The organism is Xanthomonas sp. NCPPB 3583, from assembly GCF_041475715.2.
In the GTDB taxonomy this organism is placed as follows: Bacteria; Pseudomonadota; Gammaproteobacteria; order Xanthomonadales; family Xanthomonadaceae; genus Xanthomonas; species Xanthomonas euvesicatoria.
This window is the reverse complement of sequence record NZ_CM191263.1, coordinates 1,675,788-1,700,962: the sequence shown is the minus strand read 5'-3', so window position 1 is coordinate 1,700,962 and position 25,175 is coordinate 1,675,788. Positions and strand designations below refer to the sequence as shown.

At 64.5% G+C, this 25,175-nt stretch carries 21 protein-coding genes and 1 tRNA gene; 7 read left to right on the top strand and 15 right to left on the bottom strand.

Features of this window, described 5'->3' with window-relative positions; translation table 11 throughout:
- Positions 1–52: 52 nt before the first annotated feature.
- The 3 genes from ACCQ07_RS07580 to ACCQ07_RS07570 all read right to left on the bottom strand — a co-directional run bounded on the left by ACCQ07_RS07580 (position 53) and on the right by ACCQ07_RS07570 (position 3,271).
- The gene (locus tag ACCQ07_RS07580) at positions 53–691 is read right to left on the bottom strand and encodes a carbonic anhydrase (protein WP_209261010.1); all 639 of its coding nucleotides are present in this window, start codon (positions 689–691) and stop codon (positions 53–55) included.
- A 187-nt stretch (positions 692–878) separates the two neighbouring features.
- Complete coding sequence (locus ACCQ07_RS07575; protein ID WP_372165663.1) at positions 879–1,514, bottom strand: glutathione S-transferase family protein; 636 nt, start codon at positions 1,512–1,514, stop codon at positions 879–881.
- Positions 1,515–1,753: 239 nt separating this feature from the next.
- Complete coding sequence (locus tag ACCQ07_RS07570; protein ID WP_372165661.1) at positions 1,754–3,271, bottom strand: fumarate hydratase; 1,518 nt, start codon at positions 3,269–3,271, stop codon at positions 1,754–1,756.
- A gap of 298 nt (positions 3,272–3,569) precedes the next feature.
- On the opposite strand from ACCQ07_RS07570, the gene ACCQ07_RS07565 reads away from it, so the two are divergent.
- Both ACCQ07_RS07565 and ACCQ07_RS07560 read left to right on the top strand, forming a co-directional pair.
- On the top strand, positions 3,570–5,450 hold the full coding sequence (locus ACCQ07_RS07565; protein ID WP_218541668.1) for an ABC transporter ATP-binding protein: 1,881 nt from the start codon (positions 3,570–3,572) through the stop codon (positions 5,448–5,450).
- 198 nt (positions 5,451–5,648) lie between these two features.
- Complete coding sequence (locus tag ACCQ07_RS07560; RefSeq protein ID WP_008571411.1) at positions 5,649–6,428, top strand: ferredoxin--NADP reductase; 780 nt, start codon at positions 5,649–5,651, stop codon at positions 6,426–6,428.
- A 148-nt stretch (positions 6,429–6,576) separates the two neighbouring features.
- Here ACCQ07_RS07560 and ACCQ07_RS07555 read toward each other — a convergent pair whose 3' ends face one another.
- Positions 6,577–7,062: a glutathione peroxidase gene (locus ACCQ07_RS07555; protein WP_008571409.1), complete on the bottom strand. Its 486-nt coding sequence runs from the start codon at positions 7,060–7,062 to the stop codon at positions 6,577–6,579.
- Between the two features lie 373 nt (positions 7,063–7,435).
- Between ACCQ07_RS07555 and ACCQ07_RS07550 the strand changes: the two genes are divergently transcribed.
- Entirely contained in the window at positions 7,436–9,634 is a 2,199-nt protein-coding gene (locus ACCQ07_RS07550; protein ID WP_218488392.1) for a M3 family metallopeptidase, read from the top strand.
- 240 nt (positions 9,635–9,874) lie between these two features.
- Here ACCQ07_RS07550 and ACCQ07_RS07545 read toward each other — a convergent pair whose 3' ends face one another.
- The 3 genes from ACCQ07_RS07545 to ACCQ07_RS07535 all read right to left on the bottom strand — a co-directional run bounded on the left by ACCQ07_RS07545 (position 9,875) and on the right by ACCQ07_RS07535 (position 11,608).
- Positions 9,875–10,375: a MarR family winged helix-turn-helix transcriptional regulator gene (locus ACCQ07_RS07545; protein WP_008571407.1), complete on the bottom strand. Its 501-nt coding sequence runs from the start codon at positions 10,373–10,375 to the stop codon at positions 9,875–9,877.
- Between the two features lie 66 nt (positions 10,376–10,441).
- Positions 10,442–11,287 (bottom strand): DUF3298 and DUF4163 domain-containing protein, encoded by an 846-nt coding sequence (locus tag ACCQ07_RS07540; RefSeq protein WP_089141322.1) that lies wholly within the window; start codon positions 11,285–11,287, stop codon positions 10,442–10,444.
- Between the two features lie 51 nt (positions 11,288–11,338).
- On the bottom strand, positions 11,339–11,608 hold the full coding sequence (locus tag ACCQ07_RS07535) for a GNAT family N-acetyltransferase (RefSeq protein WP_057681604.1): 270 nt from the start codon (positions 11,606–11,608) through the stop codon (positions 11,339–11,341).
- Positions 11,609–11,834: 226 nt separating this feature from the next.
- On the opposite strand from ACCQ07_RS07535, the gene ACCQ07_RS07530 reads away from it, so the two are divergent.
- Positions 11,835–12,023 (top strand): hypothetical protein, encoded by a 189-nt coding sequence (locus ACCQ07_RS07530; RefSeq protein WP_005911777.1) that lies wholly within the window; start codon positions 11,835–11,837, stop codon positions 12,021–12,023.
- A gap of 308 nt (positions 12,024–12,331) precedes the next feature.
- Here the strand turns inward: ACCQ07_RS07530 and ACCQ07_RS07525 are convergent, their stop codons facing one another.
- On the bottom strand, positions 12,332–12,940 hold the full coding sequence (locus tag ACCQ07_RS07525; RefSeq protein WP_003483519.1) for a rhomboid family intramembrane serine protease: 609 nt from the start codon (positions 12,938–12,940) through the stop codon (positions 12,332–12,334).
- 7 nt (positions 12,941–12,947) lie between these two features.
- Positions 12,948–14,513 (bottom strand): POT-type proton-dependent oligopeptide transporter, encoded by a 1,566-nt coding sequence (locus ACCQ07_RS07520; RefSeq protein ID WP_033478465.1) that lies wholly within the window; start codon positions 14,511–14,513, stop codon positions 12,948–12,950.
- A 358-nt stretch (positions 14,514–14,871) separates the two neighbouring features.
- Between ACCQ07_RS07520 and ACCQ07_RS07515 the strand changes: the two genes are divergently transcribed.
- From ACCQ07_RS07515 to ACCQ07_RS07505, 3 genes are all read left to right on the top strand, one after another.
- Positions 14,872–16,641, top strand: coding sequence for a M14 family metallopeptidase (locus ACCQ07_RS07515; protein WP_372359020.1), 1,770 nt, complete (start codon positions 14,872–14,874; stop codon positions 16,639–16,641).
- Between the two features lie 179 nt (positions 16,642–16,820).
- A complete protein-coding gene (locus ACCQ07_RS07510; RefSeq protein ID WP_372364126.1) occupies positions 16,821–19,010 on the top strand; it encodes a beta-glucosidase family protein in 2,190 nt (729 codons plus the stop codon).
- Positions 19,011–19,150: 140 nt separating this feature from the next.
- A tRNA-Leu gene (locus ACCQ07_RS07505) sits at positions 19,151–19,237 on the top strand.
- A 131-nt stretch (positions 19,238–19,368) separates the two neighbouring features.
- Here ACCQ07_RS07505 and ACCQ07_RS07500 read toward each other — a convergent pair.
- The 6 genes from ACCQ07_RS07500 to ACCQ07_RS07475 all read right to left on the bottom strand — a co-directional run bounded on the left by ACCQ07_RS07500 (position 19,369) and on the right by ACCQ07_RS07475 (position 25,167).
- Positions 19,369–19,788 (bottom strand): STY0301 family protein, encoded by a 420-nt coding sequence (locus ACCQ07_RS07500; protein WP_306460197.1) that lies wholly within the window; start codon positions 19,786–19,788, stop codon positions 19,369–19,371.
- A 155-nt stretch (positions 19,789–19,943) separates the two neighbouring features.
- A complete protein-coding gene (locus tag ACCQ07_RS07495) occupies positions 19,944–20,405 on the bottom strand; it encodes a hypothetical protein (RefSeq protein WP_011346915.1) in 462 nt (153 codons plus the stop codon).
- Positions 20,406–20,697: 292 nt separating this feature from the next.
- Positions 20,698–20,844 carry a hypothetical protein gene (locus ACCQ07_RS07490; protein WP_372363939.1) on the bottom strand — a complete coding sequence of 49 codons (147 nt, stop codon included), beginning with the start codon at positions 20,842–20,844 and terminating at the stop codon, positions 20,698–20,700.
- Positions 20,845–20,885: 41 nt separating this feature from the next.
- Positions 20,886–22,466 (bottom strand): DHA2 family efflux MFS transporter permease subunit, encoded by a 1,581-nt coding sequence (locus ACCQ07_RS07485; protein ID WP_014089768.1) that lies wholly within the window; start codon positions 22,464–22,466, stop codon positions 20,886–20,888.
- A 6-nt stretch (positions 22,467–22,472) separates the two neighbouring features.
- Positions 22,473–23,666, bottom strand: coding sequence for an HlyD family secretion protein (locus ACCQ07_RS07480; protein ID WP_071118078.1), 1,194 nt, complete (start codon positions 23,664–23,666; stop codon positions 22,473–22,475).
- A gap of 10 nt (positions 23,667–23,676) precedes the next feature.
- A complete protein-coding gene (locus ACCQ07_RS07475) occupies positions 23,677–25,167 on the bottom strand; it encodes an AdeC/AdeK/OprM family multidrug efflux complex outer membrane factor (protein WP_014089766.1) in 1,491 nt (496 codons plus the stop codon).
- Positions 25,168–25,175: the final 8 nt, after the last annotated feature.

Sequence of the window (25,175 nt, the reverse complement as noted above, 5' to 3'; positions counted from 1 at the left end):
CTCCCCACAGCTGCGGCAACACCGCTGTTGCCGCGGCTTTCTTGCAATCGCCTCAGACGTCGAAAAAGTCCACCTTGCCGTCCTGCAAGGTGTAGTACGCACCGACCACGCGCACGTTGCCGGCACGCAATGGTTCGAGCAACGCAGGCTCCGATGCCGCGCGCAAGCGGTCGACGGTACGTTTGACGTTGGCCTTGACCGAGTCGGCCAGCAGGTCGGTACCGCCCTTGGCCTTGGCGGTCAGCACCGCCGGAACGATCGGCTCGATCATCGAGCCGATTGCGCCCGGGAAGAACGTGTTGTTCTCCACGACCGACACTGCCGCCGCCACCGCACCGCAGCTTTCGTGGCCCATCACCACCACCAGCGGCACGCCGAGCTGGCTGACCGCATATTCGATCGAACCGAGCGCGGTGGTGTCGACGGTATTGCCGGCGTTGCGGACGATGAACATTTCGCCCAGGCCGCGGCCGAACAGCAACTCCGGCGGCACGCGCGAATCCGAGCACGACACCAGGATGACGAACGGGGTCTGGCCCAGCGCAAGCTCCAGGCGGCGCTTGCTGTCGGAGATCACTTTCTTGGGGCGGTTTTCGACGAATGCGTTGTTGCCGTCACGCAGAATCTGCAGCGCCTGTTCGGCATTCAGATCGGTTTTCTTGGACGGCGCCGCGCGCGAGGCGAACGGCAGGGATGCGGCAGCGGCCGCGATCGGCGCGCAACAGGCGCACTGAAGCAATTTTCGACGCGATGCGGAATGCGACATGGACGAGCCCCCTACTCTGTGGTTGGTGGCGCGATCGTACTATGTGGCGGACGCGACCAAACGGGCCGGATGGAGCGTCTGCGATCAAAAGACGCAGTCCGCGGGCGCAGGTTCAGGTCCAGTCCGTCAGGCCCTCCCGGCGATAGGTTTCCTGGAACGCTGGGCGCGCCTTCATCCGCATTGCATGCGCCCGCAGCGCAGGCCAGGTATCGGTCGGCCGCGGCATGTTGCGCGACCAGCGCATCAGCATGGTCAGCATGAAGTCGGCCGCCGACACGGTTTTGCCGAGCAGATATGGGCCGTGGGCCTGCAGATGCGCATCGACCTGGGTCCAGGCCGCTTCGAGCTTGCGGCGGGCGTGTATCTGCGCCGCCTCGGTCTGCCCGGCCCCGGCCGGCTCGCTCGGGTAGAACCAGGCGCGGTACGCCGGCTGCAGGGTGTTGGCGCAGAAGAACATCCACTTGTAGTACGCCGCACGCTCCGGCGTGCCGACTGCCGGGGCCAGCCCGGCCTGCGGATGCAGATCGACCAGCTGCAGCACGATGGCGGCGGCTTCCGTGAGCACTTGACCATCGAGCACCAGCGTGGGCACCACGCCGGCGGGGTTGAGCGCCAGATACTGCGGCGATTTGTGCTCGCCGCGTTCGAAATCCAGCGGGTGCAGTGCGTGCGGAATATCCAGTTCGATCAGCAGCCAATGCACCACCAACGCTGCGGTGCTGGGGGAGTGGTACAGCGTGGCGACCATGCGGGCTCCGGGATCCGTAGGGACAGGCGCGCAAGGCGGGCAAAGCCTGCGCGGCTCACGGCGATTGTCGTTGTTTTACCGGGCTGTCGAAGACCTGTGTGGTGCAATCACCGCTGCACCGGCGCGCGCACCGACATGAAACGCCCTCCACACGATGCCGCATGCGTGCATCGTCCCTGCAGCTCACCGGCACCGGCCGCACCCGCGCAACGGCGGTGCAGCCGGCTCGATCGCCGCCGTTACTCCACCACCACCGGAATCTTGCCGATGCGCGACTGCCATTGCCGCGGGCCGGTCTTGTGCACCGATTCGCCGGTGGAATCCACCGCGACCGTCACTGGCATGTCCTTGACCTCGAATTCGTAGATCGCCTCCATGCCGAGGTCCTCGAACGCCAGCACGCGGGCGGCCTTGATCGCCTTGGACACCAGATACGCAGAACCACCGACCGCCATCAGGTAGACGGCCTTGTTGTCGCGGATCGCCTCGATCGCCGCATCGCCACGCTCGGACTTGCCGACCATGCCGAGCAGGCCGGTCTGCTCCAGCATCTGCCGGGTGAACTTGTCCATGCGGGTGGCGGTGGTCGGGCCAGCCGGGCCGACCACTTCGTCGCGCACCGGATCGACCGGGCCGACGTAGTAGATGAAGCGATTGGTGAAATCCACCGGCAGGGTTTCGCCGCGGTTGAGCATGTCGATCATGCGCTTGTGCGCGGCATCGCGGCCGGTCAGCAGCTTGCCGTTGAGCAGGATCGTCTCGCCCGGCTTGAAGCTGGCCACTTCTTCCTTGCTGATGGTGTCAAGATTCACCCGGCGCGCATTGGTCGGGTTGTAGGTGAGCTTGGGCCAGTCTTCCAGCGACGGCGGATCCAACATCACCGGGCCGCTGCCGTCCAGGGTGAAGTGCGCGTGGCGAGTGGCCGCGCAGTTGGGAATCAACGCCACCGGCAAGTTGGCGGCATGGGTCGGATAATCCTTGACCTTGATGTCCAGCACGGTGGTCAGGCCGCCCAGGCCCTGCGCGCCGATGCCCAGCGCGTTGACCTTTTCGTACAGCTCAAGCCGCAGCTCTTCGGCACGGTTGGAGGCGCCGCGCGCCTGCAGGTCGACGATGTCGATCGGTTCCATCAACGCTTCCTTGGCCAGCAGCATCGCCTTTTCGGCGGTGCCACCGATACCGATACCGAGCATGCCCGGCGGGCACCAGCCGGCGCCCATGGTCGGCACGGTCTTGAGCACCCAATCGACGATGGAATCGGACGGATTGAGCATGGCGAACTTGCTCTTGGCCTCCGAACCGCCGCCCTTGGCCGCGACGATCACTTCCACATGGTGGCCGGGCACGATCTTGGTGTTGACCACTGCCGGCGTGTTGTCGCGGGTGTTGGTGCGTTTGCCGGCCGGGTCGGCCAGCACGCTGGCGCGCAGCTTGTTGTCGGGATGGTTGTAGGCACGGCGCACGCCTTCGTTGACCATGTCTTCCACGCCCATGGTGGCGTCGTCCCAGCGCACGTGCATGCCGATTTCCAGGAACACGGTGACGATGCCGGTGTCCTGGCAGATCGGGCGGTGGCCCTCGGCGCACATGCGCGAATTGATCAGGATCTGCGCAATGGCGTCCTTGGCGGCCGGCGATTCTTCGCGCTCGTAGGCGGCGGACAAATTCTTGATGTAGTCGACCGGGTGGTAGTAGCTGATGTACTGCAGCGCATCGGCGACGGACTGGATGAGGTCTTCCTGCTTGATCGAGGTCACGGCTGGCTCTACGGCTGGCGGGGGTGCAATCCGGGCATTTTAGAGCAAACCGCAGGCGCGTCCGGCGGCGGCGTCTATCGCTACGATTGACCGATGCGGCCTTTGGCCGGTCGTCGTCGGCGCAGCGCTGCGGCCGTGCTGCGGTGATGGCAAGCGACGAGTCCACGGACCGTTGCCGGCGCACCGGCTGGCGGTGAGCCCTGTGCGCCAAGGCGAGCCCGCGCCTGCGCGCGGGCCCTGGCCTTTCCTGCCGCCAGCCAACACCCCGCGCCCACGCCGGGCGCGGCACACTAGCGCGATGTCAGCTTCCCGTTCCGGCGCCACTGCGCCTGCCGCTCCCCGTACCGGCCCTACCCTGCGCGAGCGCCTGGATGCGCTGCGCAATCTACCGCCGTTCCTGCAGCAGATCTGGCAGACCAGCCGCTGGCTGAGTGCCAGCAGCATCGGCTTGCGCGTGCTGCGCGCGCTGATGCCGGTGGCGACGCTGTACATCGGCAAATTGATCATCGACGAGGCGATCCACCTGGTCGGCCAGCCGTCGGCATTCGACTCGTTTGCGCAGGCCCTGGGCAGCGGCCGCCTGAACCGGCTACTGGAACTGCTGGCGCTGGAACTGGCGCTGGCGATCGGCTCGGACCTGCTCGGCCGGCTGGTCGGCTATGCCGATGCGCTGCTGTCGGAGTTGTTCAACAACGCTGCCAGCGTGCGTCTGATGGAACATGCCGCGCAGCTGGATCTGGAGGATTTCGAAGACCCGGACCGGCAGGACAAGCTGGATCGCGCGCGACGCCAGACCATGAACCGCATGAACCTGATGAGCCAGCTGTTCGGCCAGGTGCAGGACGCCATTACCGTGGTCAGCCTGGCGGTGGGCCTGGTGGTCTATGCACCCTGGTTGATCGTGCTGCTGGCGGTCGCGTTGATTCCGGCCTTCATCGGCGAGGCGCATTTCAATGCGCTCGGCTATTCGCTCAACTTCCAGTGGACGCCGGAACGGCGCCAGCTCGATTACCTGCGCCAGGTCGGCGCCAGCGTGGAGACGGCCAAGGAAGTCAAGATCCTCAACCTGCACCGCTTCCTGATCGCGCGCTACCGCCGGCTGGCCGACAAGTTCTTCCAGGCCAACCGTGCGCTGGCACGCAAGCGCGCAATGTGGGGAGCGCTGCTGGCCGCGCTCGGCACATTGGGCTACTACATGGCCTACGGCTACATCGCCTGGCGCACGGTGCGCGGCGACTTCAGCATCGGCGACCTGACCTTCCTGGCCGGTAGTTTCCTGCGCCTGCGGCAATTGCTGGAAGGCTTGCTGATCGGCTTTTCGCAGGTCGCAGGCCAGGCGCTGTATCTGGACGATCTGTATTCGTTCTTCAACATCGTGCCGGAAATCCGCTCGCGCCCGAACGCACTGCCGGTGCCACGCCCGATCCGCCAGGGCTTCGTGTTCGAAGACGTCGGCTTCCGCTACCCGGACGCGGAACAGTGGACGGTGCGGCACCTGGATTTCGAACTGCGCGCCGGTGAAGTGCTGGCGCTGGTCGGCGAAAACGGCGCCGGCAAGACCACCCTGGTCAAGCTGCTGGCCCGGCTCTACGACCCCGACGAAGGCCGCATCCTGCTCGATGGTCAGGACTTGCGCGCCTACGACCTGGACGACCTGCGCGCCAACCTCGGCGTGATCTTCCAGGACTTCGTGCGCTATCACCTGAGCGTTGGCGAAAACATCGGCGTGGGCCAGGTAGACGCGATGGACGACACGCCACGTATCCGCGCCGCCGCGCAACGCGCGATGGCCGGCGAGCTGATCGACAGCCTGCCCGACGGTTACAACCAGCTGATCGGGCGGCGTTTCAAGAACAGCGTGGATCTGTCCGGCGGGCAATGGCAGAAGATCGCCATCGCCCGCGCCTACATGCGCGATGCGCAGCTGATGATCCTGGACGAACCTACCGCCGCGCTGGATGCGCGCAGCGAATTCGAGGTGTTCCAGCGCTTCAAGGAGCTGTCGGACAACCGCACCGCCGTGCTGATCTCGCACCGCTTCTCCAGCGTGCGCATGGCCGACCGCATTCTGGTGCTGGCTGCTGGCCGCATCGAGGCCAACGGCACCCACGAAGAGCTGATGGCGCAGGGCGGCCGGTATGCGGAATTGTTCGAATTGCAGGCGGCGGGGTATCGGTGAGGCAGGGATTCGGGATTGGGGATTGGTAAAAGCTGCCGGCTCATCCGCGAGCCCGGCGCGCTCAGGATCCAGGATCTGCTCTTGCGAATTGCGAATCCCCAATCCCGACTCCCGAATCCCCGCACCCAAATGAGAGTCCATCTCATTTGGCCAGCTTGAGGTAGAATTGGCGCGTACTCCTCCCACGACACGACCGGTATGTCTTCCGCTTTTGGCGCCGAAACGGTGCTTGAGGTCCGTCATTGGACCGATGCCTACTTCAGCTTCACCACGACCCGTGATGCCGGCTTCCGTTTCGAAAACGGGCAGTTCGTGATGATCGGGCTGGAAACCGAAACGCGTCCGTTGCTGCGTGCGTATTCGATCGCCAGCGCCAATTGGGAAGAACATCTGGAGTTCTTCAGCATCAAGGTGCCGGACGGCCCGCTGACCTCGCGGCTGCAGCACATCCAGCCCGGCGACAAGGTGCTGGTCGGCAAGAAACCCACCGGCACGCTGCTGATCAGCGACCTGCACCCCGGGCGCAACCTGTATCTGCTGGGCACCGGTACCGGCCTGGCGCCGTGGCTGTCGATCATCAAGGACCCGGAAACCTACGAGCGTTTCGACAAGGTGATTCTCACCCAGGGTGTGCGGTTCGTGCAGGATCTGGCCTACCGCGATTACTTCGAACGCGAATTGCCGCAGCATGAATTCCTCGGCGACCTGCTGCGCGAGAAATTGCTGTACTACCCGGCGGTCACGCGCGAAGCCTTCGCCAACCAAGGCCGTTTGACAGAGCTGATGGCCGATGGGCGCATGCAGCAGACGCTCGGGTTGCCGACACTGGATCCGGCCAACGACCGCTTCATGATCTGCGGCAGCCCGCAGATGCTGGCCGACCTGCGCACCCTGCTCGATAGCCGCGGTTTCCAGACCTCGCCGCGCATCGGCACGCCGGGGCATTACGTGTTTGAGCGTGCATTCGTCGAAAAGTGATGCGACGCGTGCAAGACCCGCGCGGCGCGGCGTTTCATCTGAAGAACCCGAGATCGTAGGAGCGCCCCCGGGCGCGACCAGGCGTTACCGGGAAAGCTTCGTCGCGCGCGGGTGCGCTCCTACGGTTCCACTCCCATGCCCTGCCGGATCATGCGCCCAGCGCGCGCTCGATGTCGGCGGCCAACGCTTCCGGCTTGGTGGTGGGCGCATAACGTTCCAGTACGCGGCCGTCGCGGCCGACCAGGAACTTGGTGAAGTTCCACTTGATCGCTTCGGATCCGAGCACACCGCGTTGTTCGTGCTTGAGCCATTGCCACAGCGGATGCGCGCCGTTGCCGTTGACCTCGATTTTTGCTGCCAGCGGAAAATCCACCGCATAGTCGAGCGAGCAGAACTGGCGGATCTGCGCCGCATCGCCCGGCTCCTGATGGCCGAACTGATCACACGGAAAGCCGATCACCACCAGCCCACGTTCGCGATAACGCTGCCACAGCGCCTGCAGCCCCGCGTATTGCGGCGTAAACCCGCACTTGGAGGCAACATTGACCACCAGCAGGACGTTGCCGGCGTAATCGCGCATCGACTGGGTGCGACCTTCCAGGTCGGTGAAGGCGAAGGTGGAGATGTCGCTCATGGTTGCCCTGCAGTGTGCGAGACGGGCAGCGTACCGTAGCCGCCTGCACGACGGCCATGCGGCGGGGAAAGATTGCGAAGGGCAGTCGTGCGGCAGATCGCCTGCCGCGCGACACGCCGGGATCGTCAAGCAGACGCCCCGGCAGCTCGCCGAGGTCGCCCGAAGACCGCTAGCTCGTACTGCCACAAAGTGCGACGGGCACACTGTCGGCGGCGGTACAGGCCCAGCTTGCATCGACTCGCGCGATTGCAGGGCGAGCAACGGTTGTGCCCGCCTGATCGCGTCGCCTTGGCTTGGCAGCCATGCCTTTTGTCACACGCCTGTCCCGACGGGCTGGGTTAGCCTCGGCGGTTCGCACTTTGGAGCAACTCTCTTGACCACCCGTCTCGCTTTTGCCCTGGCCGCCTCCCTGGGACTTGCCATGCCGTCCTACAGCATCGCCGCCCCCGCTGCCACGCAGGCCGCCACCCAAGCCAATCCCTTTTTTGCCGACAGCACGCTGCCGCTGCATTACCCGCAGTTCGACAAAATTAAGGACAGCGATTTCGCACCTGCCTTCGATGCCGGCATGGCCGAACAGTTGAAGGAAGTGGAAAAAATCGCCAACCAGAAAGCCAAGCCCAGCTTCGACAACACCATCATCGCGCTGGAAAAGAGCGGCGCCACGCTCGACCGCGCCACCACGGTGTTCTTCAATCTGGTGGGCGCAGACACCAACGACGCACGCAAGAAGTTGCAGGCCGACTATTCGGCGAAGTTCGCAGCGCACCGCGATGCGATTTCGCTCAACGGCAAGCTGTTCGCACGCATCCAGACCTTGTACGACCAACGCGCCACGCTGGGGCTGGATGCGCAAGGCGTGCGCCTGGTCGAGAAGTACTACAGCGACTTCGTGCGCGACGGCGCCAAGCTCTCCGACGCCGACAAGACCACGCTCAAGGCCATGAATGCCGAGCTGGCCAACCTGGGCACCACCTTCAGCCAGAACGTGCTGGCCGAAGTGAATGCTGCCGCTGTGGTCGTGGACGACGTCAGGCAGCTGGACGGTTTGTCGCAGGAGCAGATTGCCGCCGCCGCCGAAGCGGCCAAGGCGCGCAAGCTCGATGGCAAGTACGTCATCGCCTTGCTCAACACCACCGGCCAGCCGCCGCTGACCCAGCTGAAGAATCGCGAGCTGCGCAAGAGGATCTATGACGCCTCGGTGTCGCGCGGCAGCCACGGCGGCCAGTACGACAACACCGCGCTGGTGTCGCGCATCATGAAGCTGCGCGCCGACAAGGCCAAGCTGCTGGGCTTCCCCACCTATGCCGCCTACTCGCTGGAAAACCAGACCGCCAAGACGCCCGAAGCGGTCAACGCGATGCTGGGCAAACTGGCGCCGGCTGCGGTGGCCAATGCCAAGCGCGAAGCCGCCGATCTGCAGGCCATGATCGACAAGGAACAAAAGGCCGCGCGCAAGCCGACGTTCAAGCTGGAAGCCTGGGATTGGGCCTACTACAGCGAGAAGGTGCGCCAGGCCAAGTACAACTTCGACGAATCCCAGCTCAAGCCGTACTTCGAACTGAAGAACGTGCTGGAAAACGGCGTGTTCTATGCGGCCAATCAGGAATATGGCCTGACCTTCAAACAGCGCACCGACCTGCCGACCTACCGCGACGACATCACCGTCTACGACGTGTTCGACGCGGACGGCAAGCAGCTGGCGATCTTCATTGCCGACATGTATGCGCGCGAATCCAAGCGCGGTGGCGCATGGATGAACTCCTATGTGTCGCAGTCGGAGCTGACCGGCTTCAAGCCGGTGGTGGCCAATCACCTCAACATTCCCAAGCCGCCGGCCGGCCAGCCGACGCTGCTGACCTGGGATGAAGTGACCACCATGTTCCATGAGTTCGGGCATGCGCTGCACGGCATGTTCTCCGACGTCAAATACCCGTATTTCTCCGGCACCAGCGTGCCGCGCGACTTCGTCGAGTTCCCCTCGCAGGTCAACGAAATGTGGGCCGACGAACCATCCATCCTGAAGAACTACGCCAAGCATTACCAGAACGGCACCCCGATGCCGCAGGCATTGCTGGACAAGGTGATTGCCGCATCCAAGTTCAACCAGGGCTTTGCCACCACTGAATACCTGGGTGCGGCGATGCTGGATCAGAACTGGCACCAGGTCAGCGCCAGCCAGGTACCGGACGCCGCCGGCGTGATGGCATTCGAAGCCAAGGCGCTGCAGCAGGACGGCATTGCCTACGCGCCGGTGCCGCCGCGCTACAAGACCCCGTATTTCAGCCACATCATGGGCGGTTACGCGGCAGGCTACTACGCCTACATCTGGTCGGAAGTGCTGGACGCCAACACCCAGCAGTGGTTCAAGCAGCACGGTGGCCTGAGCCGCGCCAATGGCGATCGTTTCCGCAAGACCCTGCTTTCGCGCGGCGGTAGCGTGGATGCGATGGAGCTGTTCCAGAACTTTGCCGGGCATGCGCCGCAGATCGAGCCGCTGCTCGAAAAGCGCGGTCTCAGCGCGCAAGGCGGCGATGGTGCCACTCCGGAATCGCCGCAGTCCAAGCCGTAGATCCGGCTGCACGATCCGCGCGCGGTCATCGGGCCGCGTGCTTGGCAACAGGATCTGCATGTCCCCTGCGGGCATGCCGATCTCGCACACCAGACGCGACATCCAGTTGCTCGCGATGGTATCGGCAAGTGCTTGTTTGAGGACCGATGAGCCGACACGCCGCCCTGAGCGATCAGGGCGGCCTTTTGCTGGCTGGGTTTGCAACGCCTTATCGCACGCGCAACGCGCAACGCGCAGTGCTTAGAGTTCGACCGCGTCCACGCCATCCAGCAGCTTTTTCAGCAGCTTCTCCAGACGCAACTGCTCGGCCTCGCTCATGCTGGCGGTCTCTGCATGCAACAGCGTGCAGGCATCGGGCAACAGGCTTTCGATCAAGGCCGAGCCTGCGGGCTGCAGCGTCAGTACGATCTTGCGCCGATCCTCGGGGCTGCTGGTGCGCGAGATCAGGCCTTTCTCGCACAGTTGATCGGTCAGCCGGGTGATGTTGGCCGGCTTTTCGCTGGCGGCTTCGGCCACCTCGGTCGGAGTGATCGATTGCTCCGGTGTGCCATAGAGCATCATCAAGATCTCGTATTCCGGCGGACTGAGGCCATAAGGCTTGAGTCGCACGCACCCGAGCGTATGCAGGCGCTTGTAGAGATGCTTGATCAGTCTCACCAATATTGCCGGCTCCCGCGGGAACGCCGGATAACGCACGCAGGTGTGGTCCACGCGACTTGCGGTTGGATCGAAACTACTCATATCACCCGTTGGAGTACGTTGCTGAATGGCCGGGCCATTCAATCACATCATGCGCGATGCGACACCTCAGCGCGCGAAGAGATGTACATATTCCGGTGCGACCGAAGGCAATAATGTGGAGGCAGCGACCTCTGCCATCTGCGTGCCATCCGAGTAGGGACCAACCTGATAGGGCGCAAATACAAAGCGCACGGCAGTGATCTGCCCATTTGCATTCAATACCGGTACGAACTGCGCAAAATTCTCCGCCTGCGCTGCGGTGCCTTCGGCAATCATGCGATCGGCCGAAGCCACCTGCTCAGCCTGCTCTTCTACCGGCACGCGATCTTGCTGGACACGCTGGGTCGCTGCTGCATGCAATTGCGCCGCGACCTCCCGGCCGATCTTTTCCCAGCCTGCCGGATCCGGAATCAGTGCCTGTGCGGTCAATTGCTTGCGCTCCTTGACCAACCAGACGAAGCGCGCCACCAGCGGCTCGCCATGCGCACCGCCGGTGTACCTGCTGCCGTCGGCGGAAATCACGATCAGATCGGGGGTTTGCAACACGGTTTCGAATGCCAACGACAGCTCATACGGCGCCGGCGGCTTGTCGTTGCCCAGGCCGGAGACCGCCTGCATCAGTTCGGCACGCGCATCCTGCGCATAGCCGCGAATGAGCGCAGTGAGTTCCGGATATGCATCCAGCCCGCGCGGATAGCTGATGCCCACCATGTAGGCCGGTGCATGTTCGATCACATCTTCCAGCGGGCCGCTCTGTACGACAGTCGGCTCTGCAGGCGCCGCCGCCGCGGGCGCCGCATCGGCTGCTGGCGCACTTGGCTCTGCCGTTGTCGGTGCGCGCTGCGTACACCCTGCCAACACGGCCAGCACCAGCAAGCCCTGCACTGCCTTGAATCCAAGCAACCGCCCCATTACCACCCGCTCCCCTGATATGCATCGTGTTACGAAAAGAACCGCTGCTGGTCAGGCCAGCAGATCGTGATACTGCGGATGTCGCCGCAGATATGCATCGGCATAGCTGCACGCCGGAATCACCTTCAAACCGTGCTGCCGTGCGAATGTCAAAGCGTCCTCGACCAATGCCGCGGCAACGCCGTGTCCGCTGATCGCGTCCGGCACCTGCGTGTGCGTGATGGTCATGATCTCACCCTCGCGCCGATAGGCCAGCTCGGCGCGATGTCCATCGGTGTCTATGTTGAAACGCTGCCGGTCCGGATCGTGTTCTGCGTGCACTGTCGACGCCTCTCTCAAGTTCTGCGCCAGCAAGAAGTAAGGCGCAGTGTGACCAGCGCGATGCCGCGCCTGCGTGAAAGTGAATCGATGCTGTGATCGGCTGCGCAGCTTGCGCAACGCGCCCTCAAGTTCGCCCGGGGAGCGCCGATAGCTGACCCGAAGGCAATCGCGGCAACCGGTGTGCGGAAGCAGCGACGTCTTCGCCTTACCTACGAGGAGCCACCGCATGAACAACGATTCGGCAGGACACAGCGCAGACAGCGACAGCTCGTTGCTGGAGGGCTTGTTCCAGTTCGCTCTCAAGGGCGACACCCACAATCCGGATTTCACGCAGCTCAACGATACGGTGTACGAGCGCCTGCAGCAGGCCTACGGCGTGGCATCCAGCGCCGATCAGGAACGCAACGCGGCCTGAGCTGGCGCATCGCTGCGCAGCGGCCTCATCCGCTGTGCAGTCGTTGATCCCATCCAATACGTCTGTCGAGACCGTGCCATCGCGCGTGTCTGACATGGCTCGGCCGTATCGGGCCGGCTTCTTACCCGCTTCCCGCAACGCTCCGGTCCGTACACGCCGGCAGTCGTCGGGCATCCCATCGCGCTAGCTGGCAACCACGCGTTCGGCCTGCAGAAGGGACACGCTGGCCGCGCACAAAAGTTCACTTTCTAACCGCGGCAGCGTCCAGCGCGTTGAGCTTGGGCGAGCGTCACCATCGCCGGCCGCGCTCAGCCGAAGCGCGGGTTGGACAGCTGCTCCAGGAACACCTGCCACACGCGCGGTTCCATGATCAGCATGAACATCACGCCGAACGCAGCGCCAGCCAGATGCGCGCTGTGGTTGATGCGATCGCCGCCGCGGCGGTCCATCCACAGGCTGTAGCCCACATAGAACACCGCGTAGAGAATCGCCGGGGCCGGAATGAACAGCACCAGGATGATCGTCCACGGTTGCAGCAGGATGAAGGCAAACAGCACAGCCGACACCGCACCGGATGCGCCCAGGCTGAGGTAATTCGGATTCTTCTGGTTCTTCAGGTAGCTCGGCAGGATCGAGACCACCAGTGCGGCCAGATAGAACAGCGGATAGGTCAGCACGCTGCCGGTGAGCTGGGCCATCACGTTCTCGATCACCCGGCCGAAGAAGAACAGCGTGATCATGTTGAAGATCAGGTGCCCCAGATCGGCGTGGATGAAGCCATAGGTCACCAGGCGATCGTATTGCTTGTGCTTGTCTACCGCCGGCGGCCACAGGATCAGCCGGTCGCTCAACTTGCGATTGTTGAACGCCATCCACGAGACGATGCCGGTGATGGCGATCAGGATCAGGGTAATCATGCAGACCTCAGGCAGTACGGTAATTGTCGACCATGCGATACCGGCGTGCGTACAAGCCGAAGGCAAGTGCCGCCAGGAACGCGAAGGCCGCGAAGAAGAACATCAAGAAGGCCGCTTCACTGAGCCCAGTATCGGCGATATGCGCAGTCACCGTCGCATTGCGCACCGCCACGTTGGACAGCAGCACCCATAGATTGCCGACGGTGGTAGTGAGATACCAGAAACTCATCACCACGCCCTTCATCGACGGCGGCGCCTGGCTGTAGGCGAACTCGATGCCGGTGGCCGACACCAGCACCTCGCCGAAGGTGAGCAGTGCGTACGGCAGGATCTGCCAGGCGATGTGCATCGGCTCGCCACCGTCCATCACCATCTGGATCGCGCCTACCGCCACCCAGGCCACGCCACTGAAGGCGATGCCGCTGGTCATGCGGCGCAAGGGGGTCGGCTCCCAGCCACCACGGCGCAACAGCGGGTACAGCACCAGGTTGTTGAAGGGGATCAGCAGCATCACCAGCAGCGGATTGAGCGCCTGCATCTGGGAAGCGGTGAACCAGGCTGGCATGGTCATTTCGCGCCCCTGCAGCACCCAGGTCGAGGCCTTCTGGTCGAACAACGAAAAGAACGGCGTCACCAGCGCAAAGATCACCAACACCCGCAACAGCGCACGCACGCCTTCCACCGCAACATCCGGATGGGTGCCACGCGCACGTTCCAGCTGCCACCAAGTCCCGCCGCCGATCCCGGCCAGCAACAACACCAGCGCAATGCACAGGCACACGACGATGCCCAATTGCTCGACCAGCGCGAAGCCGGCCAGCGCCAGCAACACCGAGACGACCGCCAGCATCAAGCCCGGACGGCCCTGCCCGGGCGCGTGCGTCAATAGCGCAGTGCGCACCACCGCACCGAACCCATGCGGGTCCTTCGGCGGCAGCGGCACCAGGACATAGCGCTTGCGCCCCAGCCAGAACACCAGCGTCGCCACGAACATCAGGATCCCTGGAATGCCGAATGCCCAGGCCGGGCCAAGATTCTTCAGCGCCAGCGGAATCAGCAGCGAGGCGAACAGCGAGCCGAAGTTGATGATCCAGTAGAAGGCGTCGAACACCACCTTGGCCAGGTGCTTGTTGGACTGGTCGAACTGGTCGCCCATGAACGAGGCCACCAGCGGCTTGATGCCACCTGCGCCCAGCGCGATCAGGCCCAGACCCACAAAAAATCCGTCGCGGCTGCCCTCAAACAGCGCAAGGCAGGCATGCCCGGCGCAATACACCAGGCTGAACCACAGGATGGTGTTGTACTTGCCGAAAAAGCGGTCGGCCAGCCAACCGCCCAGCAACGGGAAGAAATACACCCCGATCATGAAACTGTGCAGGATGTGCTTGGCCTCGGCTTCGCGCCCTGGCCCGCTAATTTCCTGCAGCAACAGCGAGGTGATCAGGAACTGCACCAGGATGTTGCGCATGCCGTAGAAGCTGAAACGCTCGCAGGCCTCGTTGCCGATGATGAAAGGAATCTGGCGCGGCAGCCGCGCGCCGGCAGAAGCGCCTGGCGAGATGGAGGTGGTCAAAGGCAGTCCGGTCGTGCTGAAAACAGGCCCTATCGTACCGGCGCCCGCCCGCCGGCCGCCATTGCCCGCCCGAACATGTCGGACGCGGGCGCTCAGCGGACGCAGCTGGCGGACCTCGCCCAGCGTGATCGGTGTCGTCCAGGTTGGCCGACAACGCCATGGCGCCAAGCGTTGCACGGCAGCCGCGTAGCCTGCGCCTCCTCGAATGTTGCTCGCCCGATCAAGGGAAAGCCGCAGCGTGTCCGGGTGAAACCCACGCTTGGCACCGATCACAGCAAGACCATGACGCAGTGCAGATTGGCCTTGCACGCCGGCTCGGCTACATTGCAAACGTTTTCCTGGAACACTGGACCGCTGGATGCCCCGCTTCACTCGCCTGGCCCTGAGCCTGTTGCTGCTGACTTCCGCCCCCGCCGCGCTGGCTGCCGCGCCGCTGACGACCCAGGCAGAGCGCAGCGGTTTCATCCAGACCGGCCGCTACGACGAAGTCATTGCACTGTGCGATGCGTTTGCGCAGCGCTACCCGCAGGCGGTGCGTTGCATCCAGTTCGGCACCACGCCCGAGGGCAGGCCGATGAAGGCCTTGATCGTCTCCACCAGTGGCGCACTCGACGCGCAATCGGCCGCGCAACGCAAGCTGCCGGTGGTTTTGGTCCAGGGCGGCATCCATGCCGGCGAGATCGATGGCAAGGATGCGGGCTTTCTGGCCCTGCGCGAGTTGCTCGATGGCAAGGCCGGCCATGGCGTGCTGGACAAGCTGGTGTGGGTGTTCGTGCCGGTATTCAACGTCGATGGGCATGAGCGCTTCGGTGCCTGGAACCGCCCCAACCAGCGCGGTCCCGAACAGATGGGCTGGCGCACCACCGCGCAGAACCTCAATCTCAACCGCGATTACGTCAAGGCCGACGCGCCGGAAATGCAGGCCATGCTGCAACTGGTGCAGCAATGGGACCCGTTGATGTATGTAGACCTGCACGTCACCGACGGCGCCAAGTTCGAGCACGACGTCTCGGTGCAGGTGGAACCGGTGCATGCCGGCGATGCGGGCTTGCAGCGCGATGGCACACGCTGGCGCGACGCAGTGCTCGCCGATTTGAAAAAACAGGGCTCGTTGCCGCTGCCGTACTACCCGTCCTTCGTGCACGAAGACGATCCCGGTTCCGGCTTTGCCGATGATGTGTCGCCGCCACGCTTTTCGCATGGCTATTTCCTGCTACGCAACCGCTTCGGCATGCTGGTGGAAACGCATTCGTGGAAGGACTACCCCACCCGTGTGCGGATCACCCGCAACGCCATCGTCTCGGTGTTGCAGCAGGCCGCACGCCATGGCACGCAGTGGCGCGCCGATGCATTGGCTGCCGATCAGCGCGCCAAGCGTCTGGCCGGCACGACCGAACCGTTGAGCTTCGCTGCGGGCCCAGACGCACGCACCGTTGCGTTTCGTGGCTATGCGTATACGCGCACACCGTCGCCGATTTCCGGTGCACTGATGACGCACTACGACGAAAGCAAGCCGCAAGTCTGGAAGGTGCCACTGCGCGACCAGATCAAGCCCGATGTGGTGGTGGACGCGCCACGCGGCGGCTACCTGGTCCCGGCTGCGCAAGCGGCCTTGGTGGGCGAAAAACTGCGCCTGCATGGCATCCAATTCACGACCATCGGCAATGCGGCGCAGCGGCCGGTGCAGACCTTCCGCGCCGACGCGGTCAAGTTTGCAGCACGCTCCAACGAAAGCCACCAGACAGTGGAACTCAGCGGGCAATGGCGCAATGAAACCCGCAGCGTGCCGTCCGGCTCGTTGTTCGTGCCGATCGCCCAGCCCAAGGCGCGTCTGGTGATGGCGATCCTGGAACCACAGGCGCCGGATTCGCTGCTGCAGTGGGGCTTTTTCAATACCGCGTTCGAGCGCAAGGAATACATGGAAGCCTACGTCGCCGAAGAGGTGGCGCGCGACATGCTCGCCAACGATGCCGCGTTGAAGGCGCAGTTCGAACAGCGCATCGCCAGCGATCCGGACTTTTCCAACAACCCGCAGGCGCGGCTGGAATTTTTTGCCAAGCGCCACGCATCCTGGGATGAGCGCTACCAGCTCTACCCGGTACTCCGCACCGCGCAGACCGACTTCTAGCCGCCTGCCGATTCCTGCACGCGTCGGCGCGGCATCACCGCGCCTTCCAGACGTGGGCACTTAGTGCCCCTCTCATATGTTTTGACCCAGCACCACAAGGATATTCCGTGCCACAGCTCGATATGAAACCGTTTACAGTCCGCAAATACCGTCCACGCCCCCTGGTCCTGGCGGTCGTGATGGGCTTGGGCATCGCCCTGACCGCGCCGCTGGCAGTTGCGCAAGGCGCGCCCGCTTCGCAGCCGTGGATGGACACTGCATTGACCCCGGACCAGCGCGCCGACCGCCTGCTGGCGCAGATGACCGAAGACGAAAAATTCCAGATGCTGCGCAGCTATTTCGGCCTGGGCACCGACAAGATTCCCAAGCCCGAAGGCGCGCTCGGTTCGGCCGGCTACGTTCCCGGTATTGCGCGCCTGGGCATTCCCGCCCAGCAACTGGCCGATGCCGGCGTGGGCGTGACCAACCCCGGCGGCATCCGCAAGGGCGACTACGCCACCGCGATGCCATCCGGACCGTCGACCGCATCGAGCTGGAACAGGCAACTGGCGTATACCGGCGGCAAGACCATGGGGCGCGAATCCTGGCAGCAAGGCTTCAACGTGTTGCTCGCCGGCAGCGTCAACCTGCAGCGCGACCCGCGTAATGGGCGCAATTTCGAATACGCCGGTGAAGACCCGTTGCTGGCCGGCACCATGGTCGGCGAATCGATTCGCGGCGTGCAAAGCGAGCATGTGCTGTCCACGATGAAGCACTTCGCACTCAACGATATGGAAACAAGGCGCAACTTTCATAGCGCGCAGATCGGCGAGCAGGCGATGCACGAATCGGACCTGCTGGCCTTCGAGATTGCGCTGAAGATCGGCGACCCGGCCTCGGTGATGTGTTCGTACAACAAGATCAACGGCACCTATGGTTGCGAGCACGATTACCTGCTCAACCAGGTGCTCAAGCAGGAATGGAAATACCCCGGTTACGTGATGTCCGATTGGGGCGGCGTGCATAGCGGTTCCAAGGCGGCATTGGCCGGGCTGGACCAGCAATCGGCCGGCGAAGTGTTCGACGCGGCGGTGTTTTTCGATACGCCGCTGCGCATGGCGGTGTCTGCCGGCGTGGTGCCGCGCGCGCGCTTCGACGACATGGTCAGGCGCGTGTTGCGTAGCCTGTTCGCGCATGGTGCCTTCGATTACCCGACCCAGCGCCAACCCATCGACGGCAAGGCCGGTCTGTTGGCTGCGCAACATGTGGCCGAAGAAGGCAGCGTGTTGCTGCGTAACGAGCAAGCCACATTGCCGTTGTCCCAGGAGGTGCGCCGCATTGCCGTGATCGGTGGCTACGCCGACAAGGGCGTGATGTCCGGCGGCGGCTCCTCGCGGGTGGACTACACCATCAACGGCGGCAACGCGGTGCCCGGCATCACCCCGACCACTTGGCCCGGCCCGGTGATCATCCACCCATCCTCGCCGCTGCAGGCGCTACGTTCCGCGTTGCCGAATGCGCAAATCGACTATGTAGACGGCACCGACCGCGCCGCTGCCGCACGCGCCGCCAAGGCGGCCGATGTGGCGATCGTGTTCGCCACCCAGTGGGCGGCCGAATCGGTGGATCTGCCGGACATGCGCTTGCCCGACAACCAGGACGCGTTGATCGAAGCGGTGGCCAAAGCCAACCCGAAGACCACCGTGGTGCTGGAAACCAACGGACCGGTGCGCATGCCGTGGGCCGAACGCGTGCCGGCGGTGCTGCAGGCGTGGTATCCGGGCATCGGTGGCGGTGAGGCGATCGCCAACCTGCTGACCGGCGCGGTGAATCCCTCCGGCCACCTGCCGGTGACCTGGCCGGTGGACGAATCGCAGCTGCCGCGTCCGTCGATTCCGGGGCTGGGCTTCAAGCCGGCCAAGCCTGGCGAAGACACCATTGACTACGCCATCGAAGGCGCTAACGTCGGTTACAAGTGGTTCGCCGCGCGCAAGCTGACACCACGCTACCCATTCGGCCACGGCCTGTCGTACACGCAGTTCCGCATGGGCGGGCTGCAGGTGGAGGCAAGCGGCAGCCAGCTCACCGCCAGCTTCGAGGTGGAAAACACCGGCTCGCGCGAAGGCGCCGCCGTGCCGCAGCTCTACGTCACCCTGCCCGACGGCCACGCCACCCCGCTGCGCCTGATCGGCTGGCAGAAGCTCACGCTAAAGCCCGGCGAAAAACGCAGCGTGCAGGTGGTGGCAGAGCCCAGGACCCTGGCCGACTTCGATGCCCAGGCACGTCGCTGGACGATCGCCGCAGGCACGTACCGCGTACAACTGGCGCGCTCGGCGAGCGAGCCGGTGCAAACTGCCCAGGTCACGCTGCAGGCGGCACAGTTGCCGTGAGCGCACGTGGCGCATGCACTAACCCGTGCGTGCGCCACCATCGGGCCGGTTCGGTTGCCAGACTGCGTACGGGCGACGAAAAAATGTGTCGGGTGCGTTGACAGCCTCGCGCGCAGCTTGCACAATTCGCCCCCTGAGTCGCCCAGGTGGCGGAATTGGTAGACGCACTAGCTTCAGGTGCTAGCGGGGGCAACTTCGTGGAGGTTCGAGTCCTCTCCTGGGCACCACGACTCACGGTAGATCGTAAAAAACCTCGCTTCGGCGGGGTTTTTTGCGTTTGGGCGATCGCCTGGGCTGGGCAGCGCGCTGCGCTGATCGACAGTGCGCTGCCGCCTGCTCGGCCATCGGGTCGGGCGCGCTACTGGCAGTCGAAGGATGCGCTCCGCTCGGCTGCGGGCATGGGGTCGCTGCGCAAGGTGCCTGTGCAGGTGCGTGCGTCATCGCTGATGCGCAGGGACACCTGCACTGCCTCACCGTACGCGCAAACCACATAGGTGCCGTGCGGGTCTGCATCATCGAAACGCCAGACCCAGTGCGCCACGCCACGCGGCTGCGCTGCTTCCGCGTTGCGCGGCACCAGTGCGGCACGCTCGCGGGGGTGGCCCGAATACACGCCAATCGACGCTAACCGCAGCGCCTGGTGCGGGTCGACGCCGAGCTGCGCGCCCACCGGCAGGTCCGGGCTCTGCAAGGTGCCATCGGTGATGTGCAACGCGGCCGGGCACTGCAATGTGGGTTCGGCCAAGGCAGGCAAGGCAAGCACCGGTGCGAGAAGCACCGTTATGCACCGCAATGATCCGACGAACGACGTCCCTGCCATGATCGCAAACCCCTCGCGTGCAACTGCACCGTACGAAGCGGCAACATTGCCGCGTTTTGAAACCAGACCGCGCTGCAGACCTGGCCACGCTGGCCTGCAGCGCGTCGCGTGGCTTACTTGCTGCCGGCCATCTGCTCAAGATAATCGGTCAGATAATGCTCGGGATTGATCTGCTCCGACACACCGGCGTCATAGCCGACGCGCGCCGGCTTCGCCGCACCTGGCAGGTACAACTCGCCGCCGCCTTCGTCGAGGATGAGCAGCACATACGGACGGCCTTTCAGCTGAACCGTGTAGCGGGTGTCCTTTTGCGTGGCAGCCGTCGTTGCCAGCAGGATCTTGTCGTCGATCTCGCTGTCGGCACCGGTCACCTGCATCAGCGCCTGATTCTTTTCGCGCGGGCCGTAACGCAAGGTCGACACCTTGACGCCATCGCTGGAGCTATACGCCTTGGCTTGCTTGGCCACCTCCGGACGTGCGGCCGCGGCCTGCGTCTGCGCAACGGCAGCGATGCCAAGGAGTGGAATGAGCAATGTCGTCGCACAGACGCGACGCCATGAGGATCGAAACATCATCGAAGCTTCCTTGTGTGATGAAAAACGCAGGCGGCATGCCCGCGCACGACGCCGCGCGTGGCCCTCGCGGAAAAAACAGGACCGCGCTAGCGGCAGCGACGCATGCTACCCCAACCCCTGCGAGATCGCCTGGCGCCTTATCTGCGCAAGCGGCCCATCGCGCGCGCATGAGAGCCGCCCTCACGCTGCCAACCAATGGTGGATTCGGCCGTGTTGACGCCCCGCCCTAAGCTGGTCTGCAGCACCGGCGTTTTCGGTGCGTAGCGCATGGGCAAATGCCCGCATGTCGCCATCAGCCGGCGAGTGCAGCGGAAAGGCGATGCGTGTTTTTCAAGATGGCACCGACGCCAAACGAACGCTGCTCCGGCGTTGCTGGCTGTGTGGTGTCCAGATCGGCAAGCTCATCGACGACGCGAAATAGCGGCTTGCCGTTATGCACCACAGACACCGGCGATGGCGTAACGCTCTGGACAGAGGGGCTCAGTGCCCCCCTGCTGCTGCCGCGCTCCCGGCGCCGGCGCCGAACGGCGGTTTTGCCAGCCACAGGAAGAAGATGATCGCCAGGAAGGTCCATCCAAGCAGATAGAAGATGTCGTTGAAGCCCATCTGCGAAGCCTGGTGGTTGATCATGTTATTGAGCGATGCCGCGCCGCGTTGCAGGTCGCCCTGCCCCATCGCGGTCACCTGCTCCTGCATGCCGGGCGTGTACACCGAAATGTGCTCGGTGATGTGCGCGTGGTGCACCTGGGTACGGCGTGCCCACAGGTAGGTCGTCAACGACGCGGCGAAACTCCCGCCCAGCGTGCGCAGGAAAGTGGCCAGGCCCGAACCCGCCGCGATCTCGCGGCCATCCAGATCCGACAACAGAATCTGCAACACCGGCATGAAGAACAATGCCACGCCTACGCCCATCACCAACTGGATCGTGGCCACATGGCCGAAGTCCACCTGCAGGTTGAAATTGGAGCGGAAGAAGCTGGTGAAGGACATGAAGATAAAAGCGATGGTGGCCAGCATGCGCAGGTCGAAGCGAAGCGCGTATTTACCCACGAATGGCGTCATCAGCACCGGCAGGATGCCGATCGGCGCAGTCGCAAGGCCGGCCCAGATCGCGGTGTAACCCATATCGCGCTGCAGCCATTGCGGGATCAGCAGGCTCACGCTGAAGAACGCGGCATATGCGACCACCATGGCCAGCGTGCCGGCGCGGAAATTGCGATGCCGGAACAGCTTGAGATCGACGATGGGATCCTTGTCGGTCAACTCCCAGATCACGAACACCACCAGCGCCACTGCCGCGATGCAGGCCAGCACCACGATCTTGTCCGAAGAGAACCAGTCTTCGTCGTTGCCCAGATCCAGCACCAACTGCAGTGCGCCCACCCCAACCACCAGCAGGATCAGGCCGATGTAGTCCATGCGCGGCTTTTCGAGCTGTTCGGGGCGATGCCGCAATTGCGAACCCACGATACTGCTGGCGATCACGCCCAGCGGCACGTTGATCAGGAAGATCCATTCCCAGCTGTAGTTGTCGGTGATCCAGCCGCCGAGAATCGGCCCGGCGATCGGGGCCACCACGGTAATCATCGCCAGCAACGCCAGCGCCTGTCCGCGTTTTTCGCGCGGATAGATCGACACCAGCAGACTCTGGGTGATGGGATACATCGGGCCGGCAACGAATCCTTGCAGCGCGCGCGCCACCACCAGCATCCCCATGCTCTGCGCCAGGCCGCACAGCAGCGAGGCAATGGTGAACGCCAGCGTGGACCACACGAACAACTTGGTTTCGCCAAACCGGCGACTCAACCAACCGGTCAGCGGCAGCGCAATGGCAGTGCTGACGGCGAACGAGGTGATCACCCAGGTAGCCTGCTGCGAACTGGCGCCGAGGTTCCCGGCGATGGTCGGCAGCGAGACGTTGGCGATGGTGGTGTCCAGCACCTGCATGAACGAGGCCATGGCCAGGCCCACGGTGCACAACGCCACGCTGGCCGGGCGAAATCCGGCGGCCGGCGCCGGTGCCGCCGGGCCGCCGGGCGCGGTGGGAGCTTGCGAAGACATGGTGGCTTAGCCCGCCTTGCTGGCAGCCTGCGAGGGCAGGTTGTCCTGGATGATGCGTTGGATGTCGGCGTCGGCAGCCTTGAGCTGCTGCGCATACACGTCGGTGGAAAACACCGCGCCGTTGGCGACCTTGGTCGGCAGCACGCTGCCCTGCTGATCGTGCAGGTTCACATCGACCTTCATCGACAGGCCAATCCGCAGCGGATTGCTGGCCAGCTGCTTGGAATCCACTGCAATGCGCACCGGCACGCGCTGCACGATCTTGATCCAGTTACCGCTGGCGTTTTGCGCCGGCAACAGCGAGAAGGCGCTGCCGGTGCCCAGGCCCAGGCTCTGGATACGGCCGGTGTAGCTCACGCCGCCGCCGTACAGATCAGAATGCAGTTCCACCTCCTGGCCCAGGCGCATGTGCTTGAGCTGGGTTTCCTTGAAATTGGCTTCCACCCACACCTGCTCCAGCGGCACCACCGCCATCAACACGCTGCCCGGCTGCACGCGCTGACCCACCTGCGCCGAACGCCGTGCGACATAGCCGGACACCGGCGCCACCACGCCGGTGCGCGCATGGTTCAAATACGCCTGACGCAGTTGTGCGGCGGCGGTCTGCACGTCCGGCTGGTTGGCCACCGCGCTGTCGTCCACCAACGCTCGGTTACGCTCCAAGCTCTCGCGCGAGCCGCTTACGGCCGCTTCGGCGGCGGCCAGTTCGTCGCGGGCATGCGCCAGTTCTTCGTTGGAGATCGCGCCGGTGGCGGCCAGATTCTTACGCCGTGCGAAGTCCGAGCGCGCACTGCGCAGCGTGACTTCGCGAGCGGACAACTCCGCTTGCGCACCTTCCACGGTGCGATACAGACCGCGCACCTGACGCACGGTCTTGGCCAGGTTGGCTTCGGCCTGCTGCAAGGCGACCTCGGTGTCGGCCGGATCCAGCTGCACCAGCAACTGGCCGCGCTCCACACGCATGCCGTCTTCGGCGCCGATGCTGACCACGGTACCGCCCACCATCGGGGTGATCTGCACCTGGTTGCCCTGCACATACGCATCGTCGGTGTCTTCGTGCCAACGGCCGACCAGGAAGTACCACACCACCAGACCGATGATCGCCAGGATCACCACAATGGCCACGATGCGCAGCGCAGCGCGGCGCTTGCTGGGCGCGGCCGGTGCGGGTTGAGGAGAAGTTGAAGTCGTCTGGCTCATCGTCGATGTCTCAGGAATTCGGTTGTGCGGAAGTGGGCGCGGCGTGGGCGGTGTCGCGTGCGGGTTCCGGCGTGAATCCGCCGCCCAGCGCACGCTGCAACCTCACCGAGGCCAGAAGTTGTTGCGACTGCAGCCCGGCCATGCGTTGGCGTGCGAGGAGCAACTGCTCCTGTACGCTGAGCACTTCCAGATAGCTGCCGATGCCGGCGCGGTAACGCTGCTGGGCCAGATCGAAGGCGGCCGTGGCGGTCTGCACGGCATCGTTCTGCGCCTGCGCGCGTTGCTCCAGCGAACGCACGGCGGTGACCTGGTCGGCCACTTCGCGCAGCGCAGCGATCACTTTCTGGTTGTAGTCGGCCACGGCCAGGTCGTATTGCGCGTCGCTGCCGGCCAGATTGGCGCGCAGCTTGCCGCCGTCGAAGATCGGCAGGCTCAGCGCCGGCGCGACCAGCCCGAACACCGAGCCGCTTTCCAGCAGCTTGCCGACATCCGGGTTGATCACACCGCCCAGCGCGGTGAGGTTGAGGCTGGGATAGAAGCGGGTCTTGGCGACTGCGATGTCCTTGTCGGCCGCCTCCACGCGCCAGCGTGCCGCCACCACGTCGGGCCGACGACCCAGCAGGTCGGCCGGCAGGATGCTCGGCAACTGCGTGGCGATGCCCCCGCCGAGTACGGGACGGGCGATGTCCAAACCGCGATCCGGGCCCTGCCCGACCAAGGCCGCCAGCGCGGTGCGGGCTTCGTCGATCTGCTGCTGCGCCGATTGCAGCTGCTGCTGCGCGGCCGGCACGCGCGCTTGCGCCTGGCGCACCTGCAACTCGCTGTCGATGCCGGCGCTGCGGCGTTGCCGGGTCAGCTCCAGGGTCTTCTGCGCACGGCTCAATTCGTCGTTGGCCAAGTCGTGCAGGCTCCACGCGTACGCGAGCTGTGCATAGCCTTCGGCAATCGCCGACGACAGATTCAAGCGTGCCGCCTGCGCATCCACTTCGGCCGCATGCGCCTGGTCGACCGCCGCTTCCCACGCGCTGCGCTTGCCGCCCCACAGATCGATGCCGTAGCGGAAATCCAGCACGACCTGCGCGCTGCCGCCGTAGCTGCCGCCGAGCTCTTCGCCGACCATCGATTCAGGTAGCTGCAGGCCGGTGTAGCCGCCGGACGCCGACAGGCTGGGGCCGCGCTCGGCCTGCGCAGTGCCGATACGCGCCTGCGCCTGATGTAGGCGCGCATCCGCCGCAGCGAGGCTGGGACTGTGCTGCAGGCCTTCGGCGATCAGCGCGTCCAGCTGCGCATCGCCCAGCGCGCGCCACCAATCGCTGGCCGGCCACGCGGCCGGACTCAACGTGGTTTGCTGCGCCAGGGTGCGCTCTGCATGCAGCGTGCTCGGATCCAGCACGGCGCCTTGCGGATTCAGCCCACGGCTGCTGGCGCAGGCGGCCAACGCCAATGCCAGGGCGGTGATAACGAGCGGCCGCGCCAGGCGCATCGAGCGCGGGCGCAGGATCTGGGTCG